This is a genomic window from Paenimyroides aestuarii (assembly GCF_024628805.1).
Lineage (GTDB): Bacteria > Bacteroidota > Bacteroidia > Flavobacteriales > Flavobacteriaceae > Flavobacterium > Flavobacterium aestuarii_A.
The window spans coordinates 541,411-560,657 of record NZ_CP102382.1; the positions used below are offsets into that span (position 1 = coordinate 541,411).

General features: G+C 35.1%; 23 protein-coding genes. 17 read left to right on the forward strand and 6 right to left on the reverse strand.

All coding sequences use genetic code 11. The features are described from left to right. Positions 1 to 9: 9 nt before the first annotated feature. Positions 10 to 429 carry an HYC_CC_PP family protein gene (locus tag NPX36_RS02595; protein ID WP_257499870.1) on the reverse strand — a complete coding sequence of 140 codons (420 nt, stop codon included), beginning with the start codon at positions 427 to 429 and terminating at the stop codon, positions 10 to 12. 52 nt (positions 430 to 481) lie between these two features. On the opposite strand from NPX36_RS02595, the gene NPX36_RS02600 reads away from it, so the two are divergent. The 8 genes from NPX36_RS02600 to NPX36_RS02635 all read left to right on the forward strand — a co-directional run bounded on the left by NPX36_RS02600 (position 482) and on the right by NPX36_RS02635 (position 7,386). Then, positions 482 to 940 carry a GAF domain-containing protein gene (locus NPX36_RS02600; protein WP_257499871.1) on the forward strand — a complete coding sequence of 153 codons (459 nt, stop codon included), beginning with the start codon at positions 482 to 484 and terminating at the stop codon, positions 938 to 940. Positions 941 to 953: 13 nt separating this feature from the next. Beyond that, positions 954 to 1,541 (forward strand): hypothetical protein, encoded by a 588-nt coding sequence (locus NPX36_RS02605; protein WP_257499872.1) that lies wholly within the window; start codon positions 954 to 956, stop codon positions 1,539 to 1,541. Between the two features lie 89 nt (positions 1,542 to 1,630). After that, positions 1,631 to 1,900, forward strand: coding sequence for a 30S ribosomal protein S15 (gene rpsO, locus NPX36_RS02610; RefSeq protein WP_257499873.1), 270 nt, complete (start codon positions 1,631 to 1,633; stop codon positions 1,898 to 1,900). Positions 1,901 to 2,040: 140 nt separating this feature from the next. Continuing rightward, positions 2,041 to 4,272: a polyribonucleotide nucleotidyltransferase gene (locus tag NPX36_RS02615; RefSeq protein ID WP_257499874.1), complete on the forward strand. Its 2,232-nt coding sequence runs from the start codon at positions 2,041 to 2,043 to the stop codon at positions 4,270 to 4,272. A 78-nt stretch (positions 4,273 to 4,350) separates the two neighbouring features. Further along, on the forward strand, positions 4,351 to 5,211 hold the full coding sequence (locus NPX36_RS02620; protein ID WP_257499875.1) for a carboxypeptidase-like regulatory domain-containing protein: 861 nt from the start codon (positions 4,351 to 4,353) through the stop codon (positions 5,209 to 5,211). A gap of 83 nt (positions 5,212 to 5,294) precedes the next feature. Further along, a complete protein-coding gene (locus NPX36_RS02625) occupies positions 5,295 to 6,158 on the forward strand; it encodes a sigma-70 family RNA polymerase sigma factor (RefSeq protein WP_090677933.1) in 864 nt (287 codons plus the stop codon). A 102-nt stretch (positions 6,159 to 6,260) separates the two neighbouring features. Further along, a complete protein-coding gene (locus NPX36_RS02630) occupies positions 6,261 to 6,764 on the forward strand; it encodes an RNA polymerase sigma factor (RefSeq protein WP_257499876.1) in 504 nt (167 codons plus the stop codon). Further along, complete coding sequence (locus tag NPX36_RS02635; protein ID WP_257499877.1) at positions 6,754 to 7,386, forward strand: hypothetical protein; 633 nt, start codon at positions 6,754 to 6,756, stop codon at positions 7,384 to 7,386. Before NPX36_RS02630 ends, NPX36_RS02635 begins: the two co-directional genes overlap by 11 nt. Positions 7,387 to 7,414: 28 nt before the next feature. On the opposite strand, the gene NPX36_RS02640 is transcribed toward NPX36_RS02635, so the two are convergent. After that, on the reverse strand, positions 7,415 to 8,071 hold the full coding sequence (locus NPX36_RS02640) for a hypothetical protein (RefSeq protein ID WP_257499878.1): 657 nt from the start codon (positions 8,069 to 8,071) through the stop codon (positions 7,415 to 7,417). An 80-nt stretch (positions 8,072 to 8,151) separates the two neighbouring features. Next, entirely contained in the window at positions 8,152 to 9,468 is a 1,317-nt protein-coding gene (ahcY, locus tag NPX36_RS02645) for an adenosylhomocysteinase (RefSeq protein WP_257499879.1), read from the reverse strand. Positions 9,469 to 9,555: 87 nt separating this feature from the next. Between ahcY and NPX36_RS02650 the strand changes: the two genes are divergently transcribed. The 4 genes from NPX36_RS02650 (at position 9,556) to NPX36_RS02665 (ending at position 13,736) form a co-directional block, all read left to right on the forward strand. Continuing rightward, complete coding sequence (locus NPX36_RS02650; protein ID WP_257499880.1) at positions 9,556 to 10,191, forward strand: 4'-phosphopantetheinyl transferase family protein; 636 nt, start codon at positions 9,556 to 9,558, stop codon at positions 10,189 to 10,191. 153 nt (positions 10,192 to 10,344) lie between these two features. Further along, the gene (gene arfB / locus NPX36_RS02655) at positions 10,345 to 10,743 is read left to right on the forward strand and encodes an alternative ribosome rescue aminoacyl-tRNA hydrolase ArfB (protein WP_257499881.1); all 399 of its coding nucleotides are present in this window, start codon (positions 10,345 to 10,347) and stop codon (positions 10,741 to 10,743) included. 389 nt (positions 10,744 to 11,132) lie between these two features. After that, positions 11,133 to 11,357, forward strand: a complete 225-nt coding sequence (locus NPX36_RS02660; RefSeq protein ID WP_257499882.1) for a hypothetical protein — start codon at positions 11,133 to 11,135, stop codon at positions 11,355 to 11,357. Positions 11,358 to 11,558: 201 nt separating this feature from the next. Then, the gene (locus tag NPX36_RS02665) at positions 11,559 to 13,736 is read left to right on the forward strand and encodes a TonB-dependent receptor (protein WP_397376455.1); all 2,178 of its coding nucleotides are present in this window, start codon (positions 11,559 to 11,561) and stop codon (positions 13,734 to 13,736) included. 62 nt (positions 13,737 to 13,798) lie between these two features. On the opposite strand, the gene NPX36_RS02670 is transcribed toward NPX36_RS02665, so the two are convergent. After that, positions 13,799 to 14,224 carry a hypothetical protein gene (locus NPX36_RS02670; protein ID WP_257499883.1) on the reverse strand — a complete coding sequence of 142 codons (426 nt, stop codon included), beginning with the start codon at positions 14,222 to 14,224 and terminating at the stop codon, positions 13,799 to 13,801. Positions 14,225 to 14,362: 138 nt separating this feature from the next. Between NPX36_RS02670 and greA the strand changes: the two genes are divergently transcribed. The 4 genes from greA (at position 14,363) to NPX36_RS02690 (ending at position 16,696) form a co-directional block, all read left to right on the forward strand. Continuing rightward, entirely contained in the window at positions 14,363 to 14,839 is a 477-nt protein-coding gene (greA, locus tag NPX36_RS02675; protein ID WP_257499884.1) for a transcription elongation factor GreA, read from the forward strand. Positions 14,840 to 14,851: 12 nt separating this feature from the next. Continuing rightward, positions 14,852 to 15,238, forward strand: a complete 387-nt coding sequence (locus NPX36_RS02680; RefSeq protein WP_257499885.1) for an HIT family protein — start codon at positions 14,852 to 14,854, stop codon at positions 15,236 to 15,238. 65 nt (positions 15,239 to 15,303) lie between these two features. Beyond that, positions 15,304 to 16,149, forward strand: a complete 846-nt coding sequence (locus NPX36_RS02685; RefSeq protein ID WP_257499886.1) for a hypothetical protein — start codon at positions 15,304 to 15,306, stop codon at positions 16,147 to 16,149. Position 16,150: 1 nt separating this feature from the next. Then, a complete protein-coding gene (locus NPX36_RS02690) occupies positions 16,151 to 16,696 on the forward strand; it encodes a GNAT family N-acetyltransferase (RefSeq protein WP_257499887.1) in 546 nt (181 codons plus the stop codon). A 7-nt stretch (positions 16,697 to 16,703) separates the two neighbouring features. Here NPX36_RS02690 and NPX36_RS02695 read toward each other — a convergent pair whose 3' ends face one another. Beyond that, positions 16,704 to 17,846, reverse strand: coding sequence for a sensor histidine kinase (locus NPX36_RS02695; protein WP_257499888.1), 1,143 nt, complete (start codon positions 17,844 to 17,846; stop codon positions 16,704 to 16,706). Between the two features lie 24 nt (positions 17,847 to 17,870). Then, positions 17,871 to 18,242: a hypothetical protein gene (locus tag NPX36_RS02700; protein WP_257499889.1), complete on the reverse strand. Its 372-nt coding sequence runs from the start codon at positions 18,240 to 18,242 to the stop codon at positions 17,871 to 17,873. Between the two features lie 125 nt (positions 18,243 to 18,367). On the opposite strand from NPX36_RS02700, the gene NPX36_RS02705 reads away from it, so the two are divergent. Beyond that, positions 18,368 to 19,246, forward strand: coding sequence for a flavin reductase family protein (locus NPX36_RS02705; protein WP_257499890.1), 879 nt, complete (start codon positions 18,368 to 18,370; stop codon positions 19,244 to 19,246). Position 19,247 lies beyond the last annotated feature (1 nt).

Below are 19,247 nucleotides of genomic sequence, written 5' to 3' on the forward strand. Positions count from 1 at the left end.
AATGTGTAATTATGCGTAAAGAAGAAATTGGCTGTATAGTTTGTATAAAGGTGGGGCGTTACTTTCGCATCGAAAAGTAACATTTATTTTTTTTGGCAGCTTGTTTTCAGTAATAACAAGCGGTTGCAATTTATACACAACAGGTGTCATGAAATCTGAAAAATCGTTTGAAGCAGCAACTTTTATAACCACTTCATCGGTTTTTTGTTGAATGGTTTCGTTTTTACAACAATCTTTTTTTACCGTTTCGTTTTTTTCTTTGCAACATGCTTTTTCGTGCGTGTCTTCGGCACATTTGATAGACGAAGCATACCCTAATTCAATTTTCTCGATAGCATTTCCACAATAGTGAATATTAACCGCCAACCCTACATTTGTAAAAAGTATGGCTGCAGTTAAAAATAAACTATACAAATAACGCTGGAACATGTTTTAGGTTTTGATGCGTTCTAATTTTTTGTAAATTTACTGAAAAAAATTCATGGAAAAAGAACAATTAAAGATTTCTTTAACAGAAATCATAAAATCACATAAAAGTATTAATGATCGTTTGCAAGAAATTTGCAACAAATTGCACAGCGAAATTAGTTATTTTGATTGGGTGGGATTTTATTTTGCCGATGCCAATAAAAAAGAATTGCATTTAGGACCGTTTGCCGGATTACCAACAGACCACACCACCATTCCCTTTGGAAAAGGCATTTGTGGACAAGTTGCAGAAAGTAACCAAACATTTTTGGTTGATGACGTGCAAGCACAAGACAATTACATATCGTGCAACATTCATGTGAAATCAGAAATTGTGGTGCCTATTATTGTAAACGGAAACAATATTGGCCAGATTGATATTGATTCTAATACGTTAAACGCATTCACCGCAGAAGATCAAGCGTTCTTAGAATGGCTTACCAATGAAATTGCAGAAATGTATAAAAGCTAAAGACTTACTAATCATGAGAAAAAACCTTATTAAATTTTTCATTTTATCCCTATTAATTGTACCAATAGGTTTTACTGCTTGCGAATCAGATAATGCATTAGACCTTACCTATTCTAACGATTCTAAGAAAATAGACAATGCATTTTTAAAGGAACATGTACCTAAAATTTCTGGAAGTTGGAAAATTGAAAAAATGGCAATTGTTCCAAATAATGGATCGGATATGATTAAAAACGATACCGTTCTATACAATGTTGGTAGAATTGATGTCAATGTGGAAGAAAAAGAGATGCGAAACGATAGATTTCAATATTATTTGAATGGAACTATTTATATCAATCAAGAAACAATTCCTTTTACAACTTCTTTAATACGTCCAAATATTTATAACCAATCCATATTTGCTTTTGCCCAAGTAGGCAATAATTATATCCCAGAGCCTGTAATGAATTTTGATGATTTACCAGAAGAATATCAGTTTTTAGCCGATTATTTTTTTGGTGACACCTATGAAATATTTTTTAGCGATGATGGAGAAACGATAACTTGGCATGCTTTAAACCGTTCTGCAAAAGAAATCATCCTCACCAAAATAGATTAATTTAAAATTGTTCAATTAAAAAAAAGGTGTACATTTGCACAGAATTTTTCAATTCAAACATACATAACAATCATTTAAACAATATTAGCATGTATTTAACTAAAGAAGTTAAAGAAGAAATCTTCGCTAAGCACGGAGGTTCAGCAACAAACACAGGTTCTGCAGAAGGACAAATTGCATTATTCACTTACAGAATTTCGCACTTAACAGAGCACTTAAAAAAGAATCGTCACGATTTTAACACAGAGCGTTCATTAGTTCTTTTAGTAGGTAAAAGAAGAAGTCTTTTAGATTACTTAAAGAAAAAAGATATCAACAGATATCGTGAAATTATCAAAGAATTGGGTATCAGAAAATAATCAATTTACAAAGAGGTGTGCGCATGCGCACCTTTTTCATTTTATATAAAAGCATAAAAGCTTGGTTTTTCATTGGGTTCTAAACACACAACAACACAACAACAACATTTTCCCTTTGTTTAATTAAGAATTAAAAATTTATGATTCCTAAAGTAACCCAAGAAATTATCGATTTAGGCGATGGAAGAACCATCACTATCGAAACTGGCAAATTAGCCAAACAAGCAGACGGTTCTGTTGTAGTTCGTTCAGGAAACTGTATGATTTTAGCTACTGCAGTTTCTGCAAAAACAGCAAACCCAGGTGTAGATTTTTTACCATTAACAGTAGATTATCGTGAAAAATTTTCGGCTGCAGGTCGTTTCCCAGGTGGATTCTTTAAAAGAGAAGCACGCCCAAGCGATCAAGAAGTTTTAACCATGCGTTTGGTGGATCGTTGTTTACGACCTTTGTTTCCGGATGATTATCATGCAGAAACCCAAATCATGCTACAACTTATGTCGTTTGATGAAAACGTGATGCCCGATGCAATGGCAGGTTTGGCAGCTTCGGCAGCATTGGCTGTTTCAGACATTCCTTTTTACAACCTTATTTCTGAGGTGCGTGTGGGGCGTGTAAACGGCGAATTAATCATCAACCCAAGCAAACAACAATTAGACGAGTCAGACCTTGACATGATGATTGGAGCTTCAAAAGATTCTGTTTGTATGGTGGAAGGTGAAATGAAAGAAATTTCGGAAGCTGAAATGATCGAAGCAATTAAATTTGCACACGAAGCAATTAAAGTGCAAATCGAAGCGCAAGAAAGAATGCGTGCAGCTTTGAATTTATCATACAGAACCTACGAGCCTGAGGAAAACGATGACACGCTGAAAAACGAAATTCACTCGTTTACCTACGATAAATTTTATGCAATTGCAGCAGAAGCAAGTGCAAAACACGAACGCAGCGAGAAGTTTGCTGCTTTAAAAGAAGAATTATTAGCTACTTTTTCTGAAGAAACTCTAGAAGAAAAGAAAGAATTAATTTCTAAATATTTCTCTAAAGCCCAAAAAGAAGCAGTTCGCAATTTGGTTTTAGACCAAGGACAGCGTTTAGACGGTCGTAAAACCACAGAAATCCGTAACATTTGGAGCGAAGTAGATTATTTACCATCAGCGCACGGTTCATCAGTATTTACACGCGGTGAAACCCAAGCATTGGCTACTGTAACATTAGGAACATCGCGCGAGGCAAACGTTATCGACTTACCAAGTGAGCAAGGCGAAGAACGTTTCTACTTGCACTATAACTTCCCTCCATTTTCAACAGGTGAAGCAAAACCATTGCGTGGTGTGTCACGCCGCGAAGTAGGTCACGGAAACTTGGCGCAACGCGCATTGAAAAACATGATTCCAGCAGATTGTCCTTATACCATTCGTTTGGTTTCTGATGTATTAGAATCAAACGGTTCATCGTCTATGGCAACTGTTTGTGCAGGAACATTGGCTTTGATGGATGCAGGTATTCAAATTGAAAAACCGGTATCGGGTATCGCAATGGGATTGATTACAGACGGAAATCGTTTTGCTGTATTATCTGATATTTTGGGCGATGAAGATCACTTAGGTGATATGGATTTTAAAGTAACTGGTACTAAAGATGGTATCACAGCTTGCCAAATGGATATTAAAATCGATGGTTTGCGTTACGATATCATGGAGCAAGCATTGCAGCAAGCACATGAAGGACGTATGCACATTTTGAATAAACTTACAGAAACCATTGCAGCACCAAACGCAACAGTGAAAGCACATGCACCAAAAATTATTACAAGAACCATTCCTGGTGCTTATATTGGCGCATTGATTGGTCCGGGCGGAAAAGTGATCCAAGAATTACAAAAAGCTACCTCAACAACCATTGTAATTAACGAAGTGGACGAGCAAGGAATTGTAGAAATTCTTGGAACAGATGCAGACGGAATTGCAGCAGTGTTGGCAAAAATCGACGCGATTATCTTTAAACCACAAGTGGGAGAAGCGTATGAAGTGAAAGTAATTAAAATGTTAGAATTCGGAGCAGTTGTTGAATATACAGCAGCACCAGGAAATGAAGTTTTATTACACGTATCTGAATTGGCTTGGGAACGCACTGAAAACGTTACCGACGTGGTAAACATGGGCGATGTATTCCAAGTGAAGTATTTAGGTATAGACCCTAAAACAAGAAAAGAAAAAGTATCGCGCAAGGCATTGTTACCACGCCCTCCAAAACCAGAAGGCAAACCAGAACATAAAGGCGAAGGCAAGTCTGACAACAGAGAAAACAGACCAGCGCACAGAAACAATAACAACAGACCTTCTAACGACAAGAAAGAAAAAAACAACTAGTTTTTGTTAAATGTATTTTAAACCGATGAGCAAACCTCATCGGTTTTTTTATTTTTACAACCAAAACAAACTTACTCTATGAAAAACACGTTACTACTTTTTGTGTACACACTTGTTACACAAATTATTACCGCGCAAAACATCAACCTTCAAATTTCAGATTCTGAAACAAAAGAATCAATCGAGTTTGCAACCGTGCTTCTGCCTGAGTATAAGAAAAGTTTTGTGTCAAACGAAAAAGGAATTTTCATGGTTGATCCCAACAAATACAAATTACCGTTAAAAGTAATCGTGGAGCAATTTGGTTTCGAAAAAAAAGAAATTACATTGCAAAACAATACCACTGCTTATACTATTTTTTTAGATCCAGCCATAGAAGTATTGCAAGAAATCATTATTCCTCCCGCAAACGCTAAAATTGTAGAACGAACTTATGGTAGAACAAATGAAGGATCGGGAAAAATTCAAGGACAGATGAATCGCTTTGACAATGAAAATAAAGATTCTGGAGCTGAATTTGGATTAATCATTAAAACAAGCAATCATTTAAAAAAATTAAAGAAAGTTCATTGGCATATAAACGGCATAACGTTTAAAAGAGCCATTTTTAATTTGCAGTTTTATGAAGTAGAAAATAATAAGCCAACGAAACGAATTCCACACAGTGAAATAAATTTCTCTATAAACGAAAACCAAAAAGGCTGGTTGGTGTTAAACACCGAAAATAAAGACATTTATCTTGATGGTACTAAAAAAATTGCAGCTATTCTTAAAGTTCAAAAAATTGAATTTAGTAAAGGAAAAAATGAAGGGTACATTATTATGAATGTTGGCGCAGCAACCTCAAATATCATGACCTTAAGATCAAATATCTACGAAGGTTGGGAAAGTGGACCCATGAATTTCCCATTTTACATCACCGTAGATTCGTACGAATAAAAAAATTTATATTTTTTGTAACCTTTTGCAACATACTGCGTATAACTAAAAGTTAACAACATTAAGGAAGGATTTATTTAAACATGAGACAACTTAAAATTACCAAACAGGTAACCAATCGTGAAACAGCATCGTTAGACAAATATTTACAAGAAATTGGTAAAGTAGATTTAATTACTGCCGACGAAGAAGTAGAGTTAGCACAACGTATCAAGGCGGGCGACCAACGCGCGTTAGAGAAATTAACAAAAGCTAATTTACGTTTCGTGGTATCGGTAGCAAAGCAGTACCAAAACCAAGGTTTAACATTGCCCGATTTAATTAACGAAGGAAACCTAGGGTTGATTAAAGCCGCACAACGTTTCGATGAAACACGTGGTTTTAAATTTATTTCATACGCTGTTTGGTGGATCCGTCAATCCATCTTATCAGCTTTAGCAGAACAATCACGTATCGTACGTTTACCATTAAATAAAATTGGATCTATCAACAAAATCAACAAAATGTATGCGTTGTTAGAACAATCAAACGAGCGTCCGCCATCGGCAGAAGAAATCGCTAAAGAATTAGACATGACGGTAAACGACGTGAAAGAGTCAATGAAAAACTCGGGCCGTCACTTATCAATGGATGCGCCTTTGGTTGAAGGTGAAGATTCAAACTTGTATGATGTATTGCGTTCGGGCGAATCTCCAAATCCAGACCGTGAATTGATTCATGAATCGTTAAGAACAGAAATCGAGCGTGCCTTGGAAACATTAACTCCGCGCGAAGCTGATGTGGTTCGTTTGTATTTTGGCTTGGGCGATCAGCACCCAATGACGTTAGAAGAAATCGGCGAAACGTTTGATTTAACACGCGAACGTGTGCGTCAAATCAAAGAGAAAGCAATCCGCAGGTTAAAGCATACCTCTCGCAGTAAAATCTTAAAAACTTATTTAGGATAATAATCATCACAAAAACTCGTTACCAAAATAACGAGTTTTTTTATGCCCGTTTTGTAACAAATCAAAATAAAACATACTAACTTTCTGTAAAAATTATTCTACTTGAAAGCTACCGAAAAAGAATTTTTGGACTTGATGCAAAAGCACAAAGGAATTTTATATAAAATTTCGAGGATGTATTTTGACCACACCGAAGACCAAGAAGACTTAATCCAAGAAATGACTTTTCAATTGTGGAAATCGTACCAAAACTTTAAAGGCGACAGTCAGTTTTCTACATGGATGTACCGCGTTTGTCTAAACACTGCACTAACTTTTTTTAAAAAAGAAGATAAAAAACAAGACAAATATGAATTGTATGAAAATTACGACCGGATAGATGCCGACGACAGCGCCTTCAAAGAAGAACAGTTAAACTATTTTTACGATGCTGTGCAAGAACTCAACAAAGTAGAAAAAGCCTTAATTTTCTTGTTTTTAGAAGGAATGAACCATAAAGACATTGCCGAAAATTTGGGTATTAGCGAAGTGAACGCACGCGTAAAATTAAACAGAACCAAGGAAAAATTACAAACCATCATAAAAAAGAACGGATATGAATTTTGATGAGTTACAAAAAAAATGGAACAACCAGCCCGAGAAAGAAATACATATAAAACCAGAGTATTTAACCAAAAGTAAATCGTTGGCCGAAAAAATCATTAAAAGCTTTAAACGAGAAGCTTTCATTTGGGCAGTAAGTATTGTGTTTATTCTGGTGGTTCCAATGATAGAAATGTACCAAATTAAAGGCGTTTTAAGCCTAATTTACTACTTTTTGGTGTGCCAATTTATCGTTTTTGGCTTGTATTATTACCGCCGATTTTACACGATCAGCAAAATGATTAAACAACCCAACACGTTTAGCAGCCGCGAAAGTATTATTAGATTGTATTATGAATTTCACTTTGCGATTGAAACGTATCGATCGTCTATCTATATTTTATTGCCCACTGCAATTGCTCTGTTTGTAATCACATCGGGCAAAGATAAAACATACGATTTAGTAGATAAATTCTATCATTTTAAAGAGACCTTTCAAACCGATCCTGCTTTTATTTATACGGTTGTGATTTTGGGAATAGTAACAATTGTACTGTTGATTTTGTTTTCGGAATGGATCATCAAGAAGTTTTACGGAAGATACCTCAAAGAATTAAAACAATTAATGGACGAATTTGAAGATTAAAAAAAGCAACTCGAATGAGTTGCTTTTTTTAGTAATAGGTAATTGTTCTGCTATGAATATCCGTAGAAAATTCAGTGGTAACAATTGATTGAATCCAATTACCTATTTCATCGAATTGATACTGAATATCAAATTCATATTTTTCATTAAGTTTGTTATCAAGATAAAATTCTAAACCACAAAATGTACCGTATTGATCAAAAAAATTTACTGCTTTTTCTGTAACCCCGTCATCATTCAACGTATTTCTTTCCATTCTCATTAACATCCCTGTGCTATTGTGAAAATATTCTGTTGTATTGAGAATCGCTCCAGATTCATCAAAAGATATTCTCTTGTACATTAAATTATTCTTGTCGTAATAATTTTCAGCTATTTTTATTGTTGTATCATTTTCTTCGTTATATATCGTTTCCAGCCAGCCAGTAGGGGTTTCTACTTTTTTTCTTGTTATATTATCGCGTTCTAACAGATTTTTGAGTTGCAATAAATCGCCTGTTTTTGTAAACTTTCTTTCGCTTGTTGATGTGGAGCAAGCAGTGGTTTGTTCGTTACCATATTTGTGGTTACATATTTTAAGCTCTTCATGAATTGATTTTACATTTCCTTTCAACCCAAAAGACTCTAAACTTTGGGCATTCAAATGCAATCCAAAAAACATTACAACCAAAACAATATGCTTCATAAACAATTCATTTAGAAAGATAAAGATATAAAAAAAAGCAACTCGAATGAGTTGCTTTTCGTTTTTATGAGATAACAATATTAGTATCTGTAATATTCTGGCTTAAATGGTCCTTGAACCTCCACACCAATATAATTTGCTTGTTCAGTTGATAAGGTTTCTAACTCCACCCCTAATTTCATTAAGTGCAATGCAGCTACTTTTTCGTCTAAATGTTTTGGTAACATGTACACATTGTTTTCGTATTTATCTGCATTGTTCCATAATTCAATTTGTGCCAATGTTTGGTTTGTAAACGAATTACTCATTACAAACGAAGGATGCCCAGTTGCGCAACCTAAGTTTACCAAACGACCTTCAGCTAAAACAATAATATCGTTTCCGTTTATATTGTATTTATCAACTTGTGGTTTAATTTCTACTTTGGTGGCACCATAAGTACTATTTAACCAAGCCATATCAATTTCATTATCAAAGTGACCAATGTTGCAAACAACGGTTTTATCTTTCATTTTTTCGAAATGACGACCAACAACAATGTCTTTGTTTCCGGTAGTTGTAATCACGATATCTGCATTGCCAACCACGGTGTCTAATTTCTTCACTTCATAGCCATCCATAGCTGCTTGTAAGGCACAAATGGGATCAATTTCGGTAACGGTAACAATCGATCCAGCTCCGCGGAATGATGCTGCTGTTCCTTTGCCCACATCGCCATAACCACAAACAACCACGCGCTTACCTGCCAACATTAAATCGGTTGCACGACGAATGGCATCAACAGCCGATTCTTTACATCCGTATTTATTATCGAACTTCGATTTAGTAACCGAATCGTTCACATTAATTGCCGGCATGGGCAATGTTCCATTTTTAACACGCTCGTACAAACGGTGCACGCCCGTTGTGGTTTCTTCAGACAAACCTTTGATTCCTGCGATTAATTCTGGATAGCGGTCTAAAACCATATTGGTTAAGTCGCCACCGTCGTCTAAAATCATATTTAGTGGTTTGCGGTCTTCGCCAAAAAACAACGTTTGCTCAATACACCAGTCAAACTCTTCTTCGTTTAAACCTTTCCACGCATACACTTGAATACCCGCTTCGGCAATTGCAGCTGCCGCTTGGTCTTGTGTTGAGAAAATGTTACAAGAGCTCCAAGTAACTTCTGCACCTAAAGCCTTTAAAGTTTCAATTAACACAGCCGTTTGTATGGTCATGTGTAAACATCCGGCAATACGAGCACCTTTTAAAGGTTGTTCGTTTTTATATTCTTCGCGAAGTGCCATTAATCCTGGCATTTCAGCTTCTGCCAATTCAATTTCTTTTCTTCCCCATGCTGCTAATGAAATATCTTTCACTTTAAATGGCACGTAAGGTATCGTTTTTGTACTCATGTATTCTGTATATTTGTATGTCAAAATTCATGCAAATTTACGCATTTCATTTTAAATCAATGCAAATGAAATCATAAACCTTATTATATGCCTTTGTATAAAACCATTGTTCACAACTCTGATACTCAAATATTTGTTTGGAAAATTTCAGAAACCGAAGCTGCTTTGAATGCTACTATTCAATTGCAAGACAAACATTTGCACAGACTAAACGGAATGCTTTCTGAACAACACCGCAAAGGTTTTTTAAGCGTTCGGAAATTATTGAACGAAGCAGGTTACACCGATTTTGATTTGAATTATGACACCAACGGAAAGCCGAGCTTGGCAGATGGAAAGCATATTTCTATCACCCATTCGTATGATTTTTCGGCCATTATTGTCAGTTCTCAAAACGTAGGCATCGACATTGAAAAACAGCGTGAAAAAATCATTAAAATAGCCGATAAATTTATTGGATCTGAAGCCGATTTTTTAAATATCGAACAAAATTATAAGGAAAATTTAAGTGTGATTTGGGGTGCAAAAGAGGCGTTGTACAAAATGTGTAATTCGCGTAGTTTGAGTTTTAAGCAAGACATGCACATTCACGATTTTACCCAAAACATCAATCAAGGCACTGCTTTGATTGATTGCAAAGAATTAAACTTTGGTTGTAAATTTATGTTTCATTTTGAAACCTTTGAAAATTACACCTTGGTTTATGCATTAGAAAATGAATGATTTTCTTTTCCCACAGATGCACAGATTTCATTTTGATTAATCGCCAATAATGTCATGCTGAACTTGATTAACTTCGTTCTGTTCGCAAGCTCGGGTCAGCATCTCATAACAATTATTAAATAATCCGTGAATCTGTGGCAAAAAAATTAAACTATGAATAAAGAAATTATACAAACCGAAATACAATACAAAGCCGTGCGCAGTTCGGGTGCCGGCGGACAAAATGTAAACAAAGTAGCTACAAAAGTGCAGATTCAGTTTTTTGTGGAACAAAGCAATGGCTTAACCGCTGATGAAAAAGCAACGTTGACCGAAAAATTAGCCAACCGTATTACCAAAGAAGGTTTTATTTTGGTGGAATGTGGCGAAACCCGCAGCCAACTTAAAAACAAAGAACTGTGTACACAGCGTTTGTTTCTATTGCTAGAAAATGCGTTGAAGAAAGATAAAAAACGTATTGCTACTAAAATTCCTAAAGCAGTAATTAAAAAACGTTTGGAAGACAAACAACGCAACGCCGATAAAAAAGAGAATAGAAGGTTTAGGTTTTAGATTATGGAAAGGATTGACAAAAGCATATTAAAATCATGGTTAATAACATTACTTATTAGTCCGTTTTTCTTCATTTTTCTAATTTATTTTGATGGCGATTTATACAAAACCGAAGTTAAAGATATTTTCACTTTTTATTTTCTATTTGTTTTAATAGGTACTTTTTGCGCTGTACCAACCTTAGTATTTCTCATATTGATCTCACATTTTTGTAAAAATCACAGGTATTGGAACAAAATATCAATAAGTTTAACAGCAGCTACTTTTATATTCTTATCTTTTATATTAGCAGACATGAATTTTTTTTCAGCTGGTAATATTAAATTCATCGTATTCCCATTAATATATTCAATAATTTTCACCATTGCGCTTTATAAATCTAAAAACCTATGTACTTTCATTCAAAAGCTCAAGAACAAGCGTTAATGCGCTTACAAGTACAGCACGAAATTGCTGTTGCAGGCATTAAAAACAACGCCCAATTAACCGAAGAAGAAAAACAAATTGCTTTAAAAGAAGAAATAAACAATTTCAATCAAAAGAAAAAAGGGTTACAAGGTGCTCTGCTTTCTAATCGTTCGTCTTTTTTCTATAATCTTTTCTCTTTCTTCTAAAAAAAGAATTATCTTTGCATCGTCTCAAAGGGGTGCCATACGGCTGAGATCATACCCGTTGAACCTGGGCAGGTAATGCTGCCAAGGGAAAGGAACAATACACTTTATGAGTGCACGCATAAGTTGCTGTTCGTAACGAAAACATTTTTATTAATCGAAACAAAATAAATGCCCCTTTTATTTGTAAAATTCTTTTTACGAATGAAAACTCATTTTTTGTTTGCAGGCTTTTGTCTTTCGGCAATTTCCATGCAAGCACAAACGCAACCTAACACTAAGAAAGACACCATTTCATCGGAAACTTTAGATGAAGTTTTGGTACAAGCCGTTCGCGCAACCAACAAAACGCCTATCGCTTATAGCAATTTAAGCAAAGAAGAATTGGCAAAACGCAATTTGGGTCAGGATATTCCTGTTTTAATGAACTTTATGCCGTCTGTTGTTTCAACTACCGATGCGGGTAATGGCGTGGGTTACACCGGAATTCGCGTGCGTGGAAGCGATGGCACTCGAATTAATGTTACGATCAACGGTATTCCTTATAACGATGCCGAATCGCACGGAAGTTTTTGGGTGAACATGCCCGACTTTGTTTCAAGTGTTGAAAATCTGCAATTACAGCGCGGTGTGGGAACATCTACCAACGGATCGGGTGCTTTTGGAGCTAGCTTAAACTTATTGACCGACAAATTTTCGTATGATGCAAATGGCGAAATCGCTAATTCAATCGGAAGTTTCAATACCAGAAAACATACTGCAAAATTCAGTACGGGCTTGGTAAACAACACCTTTGAATTAACGGGGCGTTTATCAAATCTGTATTCTGATGGATATATCGACCGGGCCTCATCGAAACTAAATTCTTACTTTTTACAAGGAACTTTTGTTAACGAAGGTACATTGTTGAAAGCATTGGTTTTTGGTGGAAACGAGAAAACGTATCAGGCTTGGAATGGTTTAGAACAAAAAGATATTGACAAATACGGTCGCCGATTTAACACTTCGGGAATGTATTATGACAATGAAGGCAATATGCAGTTTTATGATAACGAAACCGATAATTATAAACAAGACCATTACCAGTTGCATTGGAACGAAAAATGGAACAGCAATTGGAATTCCAATGTGGCGGTTCATTACACCAAAGGTTTTGGATATTTCGAAAATTATAAGGTAGATGAAACTCTTGCCGATTATAACATAATGCCTATTGCCGTAAATGGCGAAACCAACGAATCATCTGATTTAATCCGCAGAAAATACTTGGATAACCAATTCTACGGGGTTACATTTTCTGCTCAGTATAACACAGACAATTTGGAAGTGCTTTTTGGTGGTGCGGCAAACAGATACGAGAACGATCATTTTGGAGAAGTTTTGTGGGTGCGCAGCCAGCCAATCAATCAATTTAAACAAAAATATTACAGCGATTATTCTACCAAAAATGATATCAATGGTTTTTTAAAAGCCAGTTATATCTTTAACGAACAATGGATTTTATTCGGAGATTTACAGTTGCGCAATGTGGCGTATAAAGCCAACGGAAACGAAACAGGTTTGGTAAACGACACCTTTAATTTCTTTAACCCAAAAGCAGGTGTCACCTATAAAATGAACGATGCCAGCAGTGCTTATTTTTCGTATGCGAGAGCAAATCGCGAGCCAAATCGCAGCGATTATGAAAACGGCAATCCGCGCCCTGAAAAATTGAATGATTTTGAATTAGGATGGAGATATGCTTCACAAAAATTGGCGGTAAACGTAAACGGATATTATATGTTGTACAAAGATCAATTGGTGTTAACTGGTGCTTTGAACGATGTTGGTGCAGCATTGCGTGAAAACAGCGGAAACAGCTACCGCTTGGGAATTGAAATAGATGGTTCGTGGCAATTTGCTCCGAAATGGTTGATTAACCCAAATATTACTTTAAGTTCCAATAAAAACATCGATTACAAAGCACAAATAGATGGTTCGTTGGTTCATTTAGGAAACACCAATATATCGTTTTCGCCCAACGTAATTGTGGGGAATGCCTTAACTTTTTCTCCCGTTAAGCAACTAAACCTTACATGGCTTACCAAATTTGTGGGCGAACAATATATGGGGAACACCGATTCCGATGCATCAAAGTTGGATTCGTACCTAACAAACGATATCAATGTGGTGTATAAAATGCCTTTAAAAAAATGGTTTCAATCGGTTTCCTTTAATTTATTGGCAAATAATATTTTTAACGTAAAATATATTTCAAACGGGTATTATTACACCTATGATGACGATTGGTCGAACCCAGGAACTGTTCAAACAATTGAAGGCGCAGGATACTATCCGCAAGCACAATTCAACATTCTGGGTGGTGTAACCCTTAAATTTTAGTCTAATCAACCTTAATAATCAACAACCAAAAACGAGCATCTTTTAAAGGTGCTCGTTTCTATTTAATTATAAACATTCAGAATAGTTCCGCTTTGCATCACCCTATATTCTTTAAGTGGATATTGCGCTTCGGTTGTAGCTAATCCCAAATATAAATTATAAATCAAAGCATCTGAACAACCACAAGTAGCTTCCACCCCATTCAACGTTAATTTGGAACAACCATTAATGGCATGGTTCGCGCAAGTAGCTTCAAAAGCCCGAATACCTGTTCCGGTATTAATCACAAAAAAACCATTAATACCATAACCCGCCACATACACGGCATTGCCTGGATATTGCAATTTATTATAGGTGGGCAAAGCCGTATTTATGGGTACATTCACCGCAATTTCAGGTAAATATGGGTTTCGGGTATCCCATTCATCTTTCGAACAAGCACTCAAAGTGAATGCAGCCCCAATTATTACAGTAAACAATTTTTTCATTACAAAACATTTGAAAAACAAATTTAATTATTTAACTTTGACCTATATAAAAATGTAACAAATATTAACATAATAAACGCATAAGAAACAAAATCCCGTATGTATGGGATTTTTTCTGTTTTATAAATTGAATTGAAAATGAGTAACGTATCCTATTACACCGCAGAAGGCTTAAAGAAATTAAGAGATGAAGTTGAGCATTTAAAAAGCGTGGAACGTCCGAAAGCCTCACAGGCAATTGCAGATGCGCGCGACAAAGGTGATTTGTCTGAAAATGCAGAATACGATGCTGCCAAAGAAGCACAAGGTTTGTTAGAACTAAAAATTGCGAAAATGGAAGAAGTTTTGGCAAACGCTCGTTTAATTGACGAATCACAGTTAGACACCTCTAAAGTATTGGTGTTATCTACTGTTCGCATTAAAAACCAAACCAACGGAATGGAGATTAAATATAAATTGGTTGCAGAAAGCGAAGCCGATTTAAAAGCCGGGAAAATTTCGGTTACCTCACCTATTGGAAAAGGTTTGTTGGGCAAATCGGTTGGCGAAATTGCTGAAATCAGCGTACCAAATGGCACTTTGAAATTTGAAATTTTAGAAATCACTAGAGATTAATTCCAGAAAAACATGAGTATTTTCACAAAAATCATCAACGGAGAAATTCCATCATACAAAGTAGCAGAAAACGATGAGTTTATTGCTTTTTTAGATATCAATCCAAACGCAAAAGGACATACATTGTGCGTGCCCAAGCAAGAAATCAATAAGATTTTTGAAATGGAAAAAGGTTTATATAGCCGTTTAATGGAATTTTCGTACGATGTGGCCCAAGCAATTGAAAAAGCAGTTCCTTGCAAACGCGTAGGTGTTGCAGTTGTTGGCTTAGAAGTTCCTCATGTGCATGTGCATTTAATTCCGCTTCAAGATATGGACGATATGCGTTTTCAGCGAAAAGCGGCACTCACAAAAGAAGAATTTGAAGAAACTGCCCAAAAAATAGCAGCAAATTTATAAAATGCATCCCTTTGAAATTTCAAAGGGATTTTTTTGTATTTTAGATACCTTAAAAAATAATCTTTATGAAAAAAATCACTTATTTACTTACATTGCTAGCATGCATAAACCTATATGCCCAAAAATCAGCAGAAGAACAAATAAATGAAATAAAAAAAGAAGGAATTAAACTGTACAATTCTGAAATGGCATCATGGCACGGAACCGACTTGTTCATTGCGCAGTATTCCACAAAAGACAGAATTGGCGGCTATTTTTCCTATGCTGAAAACAATAACAATATTTGTACTTTTTATTCAAACGACCAGAATCCAAAAGTGATTGGAACCGTTACATTTAATAATAATCAATTTGATTTAGATAAGGCGATTATAGATTTAACAGAGCGAAACTTCAAAAGCAATGAAAACGAGATTTATCTTTTAAGAAAAAGCGCCCAAAAGGTTATAGAAAATGATACCGTTTTATTTAAACATTATAATAACACTAAATACAATTTAATTCCTTTAATTGAGAAAGATATAAATAAGGTGTATGTATTAACCGGACCGGCAATAAGTGGCGTGGTTATTTTTGGAAACGATTATCTTTTAACATTTAATAAAAAGAATGAACTAATAAGTAAAAAAAGCCTTCATCAAAATATTATTCCTATTGAATTTGGTGATCATGAACAAGAAGTGGAATCTACTATGCATTCACATTTACCAGAAACAGGCGATTTTTTAACACCAACCGATGTTTGTACTTTAATGTTGTATGGAAAATACACCTCATGGAAAAATCATATAGTAGTTTCTAAAAATTATCTAAATATGTGGATGATTCACGACAATACCTATGAAATAATGACAATGGAAGCTGTTGAAAAAATAGCAAATGAAGCAGATGAATCAGAGCAAGAAGAATAAAATGAAATTCGAACCAAAACAAATCATCCTAAAAAACAGAAAAACAGTTTTAATAAGACAGGCAGCAATTTCTGACGCAGAAAATCTTTTAAACTGTATAAAAACTTACATTCCTACCAGCAACTTTATTCCAAAATTAGAAAGTGAAGTTACTTTAACAGTAGATCAAGAAAAAGAATGGATCAACTCGTTTTTAGTAAATGATAATTCTTTGCTTTTGGTTGCCGAATATGAAAACAAAATCATCGGGAATATTGATGCAACAGGAAGTCGCAGAAAAATCATGGAACATACAGCCGTTATTGGCATGGGCATGCTGCAAGAATGGCAAAATATAGGATTGGGTACAGCATTTCTTTCAGCAACTATTGAATGGGCAAGAAACAATCCTATATTAGAATTGCTGTGGCTTCAGGTTTATACCGACAATGAATTGGGAGTGCAGTTATACCAAAAAATGGGGTTTGTAGCAAACGGAATTATTCCAAACTTTTTTAAACAAAACAACACGTATTTTGACAACCTTACCATGACTTTAACGGTGTAAACGTTTTCTAAATTTTCTTATACTGAATAGAAAAAGTTGTTCCCTTGCCTATTTCTGATTTTAAAACGCGGATTGTTCCTTTGTGATATTTTTCAACAATGCGTTGCGTAAGCGAAAGTCCCAATCCCCAACCGCGCTTTTTGGTTGAAAAACCTGGTTCAAATATTTTTCGGAATTGGCTTTTGGGAATTCCTTTACCGGTATCGGTTACTAAAATATGAATAAAAGCATCGCTATTTTTAATTTCAACCTTGATTTTTCCTTTGCCTTTAATGGCATCAATAGCGTTTTTCACAAGGTTTTCAATTGTCCAACTGTGCAAAGTGGGGTTCAGCATTAAGTTTACCACATCGGTATTGGTTTCAAAATCAAAATCGATTTGTTTAGAACTGCGTGATTGCAAATAATCAAATGATTTTTTGGTTTCGGTCACAATATTCAACAATTCCAAATTGGGTTCGGATCCAATTTTTGAAAAACGATCGGCAATGGTCTGTAAACGATTTACATCTTTCTGCACCTCCTCCACAATATTCGCATCCATTTCTTCTAACTTCATGATTTCGATCCACCCCATTAACGAAGAAAGCGGCGTTCCAATTTGGTGTGCGGTTTCTTTTGCCATACCTGCCCACAACTTGTTTTCAGAAGATATTCTGCTGGTACGAAAATAACTATAAACCAGCAAGCCAAACAAAACCAAAATAGCCACCAAAGCCAAAGGATAATATTTTAATTTGGTGATTAATGATGAGTTGCCGTAATAAACATATTGAATTTCATCTAAAAATCTTACTTCAAGCGGAGCGTTTTCTTTTTTTAAATCATTTAAAAACTTATATTGTAATTTCAAATCATCTTCAACTTCTTCTGGTAAGTTGTAGTGGCTAATAATACTGTCTGTTTTTGTAGTAAGAATTGCAGGAATAGTTGTATTTCCACTTAAAACTGCCAAAGGTAAATCAACACTATTTTTATCTGTGTTAATCATACTTTTATTAGCTTCCGCCCAAATTTCCATTTTCACACGTTCTTCATGTTTAAACGTTTGAAAAAGCAAATAGGTGTTCCAAAGAATTAAAATTAAAATTCCCAACGAAAAAATTAAGAGAAACCAACGGGTGTACAAACTTCTTTTAAGTATAGACATGCTTACTTTTTATAATCAATAAAATTAGGGAATTCTTTTTATAAATATTTTTACATCATCGCAATCTATATGAGAACACAAATCATTATCAAGAATTTTATCAATCTGTTTTAATTTTTGCATAATAACTTCTTTATTCTTTTTATCAATTTTCACTTGATTATTATCAAAACCAATTGCTTTGACTTTTTGCATACATTCTTCAGATATTTTAATTTTATGTAAGAGAAAATCCTTTTGAGAAAAACAATCCACACACAAAACAAGCTTATACAACGGTTTATCAATTTCACCTATCCATTCAAAAGACATTTCATTGAAATCAACAGGTTTATTAGACACTTTATTACAAGACAGTGCAAAAAGAGAAACAAAAATCAGAACAACGTTTTTCATTTAAATAAATAAGATTGTAAATGACAAGATACTATTTTAAAACGTTATTTTGTTAATAATATTTTGGAAAATGAACCAAAAATTTTCTATGCAATACTTATATTTGTTGAAACCAATTTTAAGTTATGTTCAGCATTCATCCCACCGATTTAACGCCGGTACAAGTTCAAGCATATTTGCAAGGTGCTATTGGTCCTCGTCCTATTGCTTTTGCCAGTACGATAAGCGAAGACGGAACACCCAATTTATCGCCTTTTAGTTTTTTTAATATTTTTAGCTCTAATCCGCCGATTGTGGTTTTTTCACCAGCGCGTAGGGTTCGAAACAACACCGTAAAACACACCCTTTTAAACTGTGAAGCTACTAAAGAAGTGGTTATAAACATTGCCAATTATGATATGGTGCAGCAACTTTCGCTGGCTTCTACCGAGTATGGCGATGGGGTGGACGAGTTTATAAAGTCGGGGTTTTCCAAACTGCCTTCAGATGTGGTGAAACCGTTTCGCGTAGCCGAAAGTCCAGTACAATTAGAATGCAAAGTAAACGATATTATTGCTTTGGGCGATCAAGGTGGTGCTGGAAACATGATTATTTGCGAAGTTGTGAAAATTCATATTTCGGAAGCTGTTTTAGATGGCAAAGGCGGAATCGATCAACATAAAATCGACTTAATTGCCCGCATGGGAGGCAATTGGTACACACGTGCCACACCGGGAATGTTCGAAGTAGAAAAACCACTAACCACTTTAGGAATTGGTGTTGATGCCATACCCGAAGATGCCAAAAAAAGTGGTATATTTGCAGGAAATGACTTGGGAATTTTAGGAAATGTAGAGGTTTTACCTACTGAAAGTGAGATTGATGCATTTTTAAAAGAGCACGTTCAAATAAAAAATTGGAGCAACGAGAAAAACAACGAATTAATTTATAAAAAAGCTAAAGAATTTTTAAGCGAAAATGATGTAACATCGGCTTGGAAAACAATTTTAGCAGCAAAAATATAAC

Bases quoted from the DNA above. Each gene is read 5' to 3' on its own strand.
- NPX36_RS02705 (WP_257499890.1), top strand. From the start codon at position 18,368: ATGTTCAGCATTCATCCCACCGATTTAACGCCGGTACAAGTTCAAGCA.
- NPX36_RS02700 (WP_257499889.1), bottom strand. From the start codon at position 18,242: ATGAAAAACGTTGTTCTGATTTTTGTTTCTCTTTTTGCACTGTCTTGT.
- NPX36_RS02660 (WP_257499882.1), top strand. From the start codon at position 11,133: ATGTACTTTCATTCAAAAGCTCAAGAACAAGCGTTAATGCGCTTACAA.
- NPX36_RS02605 (WP_257499872.1), top strand. From the start codon at position 954: ATGAGAAAAAACCTTATTAAATTTTTCATTTTATCCCTATTAATTGTA.
- arfB (WP_257499881.1), top strand. From the start codon at position 10,345: ATGAATAAAGAAATTATACAAACCGAAATACAATACAAAGCCGTGCGC.
- NPX36_RS02685 (WP_257499886.1), top strand. From the start codon at position 15,304: ATGAAAAAAATCACTTATTTACTTACATTGCTAGCATGCATAAACCTA.
- ahcY (WP_257499879.1), bottom strand. From the start codon at position 9,468: ATGAGTACAAAAACGATACCTTACGTGCCATTTAAAGTGAAAGATATT.
- NPX36_RS02635 (WP_257499877.1), top strand. From the start codon at position 6,754: ATGAATTTTGATGAGTTACAAAAAAAATGGAACAACCAGCCCGAGAAA.
- NPX36_RS02620 (WP_257499875.1), top strand. From the start codon at position 4,351: ATGAAAAACACGTTACTACTTTTTGTGTACACACTTGTTACACAAATT.
- NPX36_RS02690 (WP_257499887.1), top strand. From the start codon at position 16,151: ATGAAATTCGAACCAAAACAAATCATCCTAAAAAACAGAAAAACAGTT.
- NPX36_RS02650 (WP_257499880.1), top strand. From the start codon at position 9,556: ATGCCTTTGTATAAAACCATTGTTCACAACTCTGATACTCAAATATTT.
- NPX36_RS02640 (WP_257499878.1), bottom strand. From the start codon at position 8,071: ATGAAGCATATTGTTTTGGTTGTAATGTTTTTTGGATTGCATTTGAAT.
- NPX36_RS02600 (WP_257499871.1), top strand. From the start codon at position 482: ATGGAAAAAGAACAATTAAAGATTTCTTTAACAGAAATCATAAAATCA.
- NPX36_RS02625 (WP_090677933.1), top strand. From the start codon at position 5,295: ATGAGACAACTTAAAATTACCAAACAGGTAACCAATCGTGAAACAGCA.
- NPX36_RS02695 (WP_257499888.1), bottom strand. From the start codon at position 17,846: ATGTCTATACTTAAAAGAAGTTTGTACACCCGTTGGTTTCTCTTAATT.
- NPX36_RS02680 (WP_257499885.1), top strand. From the start codon at position 14,852: ATGAGTATTTTCACAAAAATCATCAACGGAGAAATTCCATCATACAAA.
- NPX36_RS02615 (WP_257499874.1), top strand. From the start codon at position 2,041: ATGATTCCTAAAGTAACCCAAGAAATTATCGATTTAGGCGATGGAAGA.
- rpsO (WP_257499873.1), top strand. From the start codon at position 1,631: ATGTATTTAACTAAAGAAGTTAAAGAAGAAATCTTCGCTAAGCACGGA.
- NPX36_RS02665 (WP_397376455.1), top strand. From the start codon at position 11,559: ATGAAAACTCATTTTTTGTTTGCAGGCTTTTGTCTTTCGGCAATTTCC.
- NPX36_RS02595 (WP_257499870.1), bottom strand. From the start codon at position 429: ATGTTCCAGCGTTATTTGTATAGTTTATTTTTAACTGCAGCCATACTT.
- greA (WP_257499884.1), top strand. From the start codon at position 14,363: ATGAGTAACGTATCCTATTACACCGCAGAAGGCTTAAAGAAATTAAGA.
- NPX36_RS02670 (WP_257499883.1), bottom strand. From the start codon at position 14,224: ATGAAAAAATTGTTTACTGTAATAATTGGGGCTGCATTCACTTTGAGT.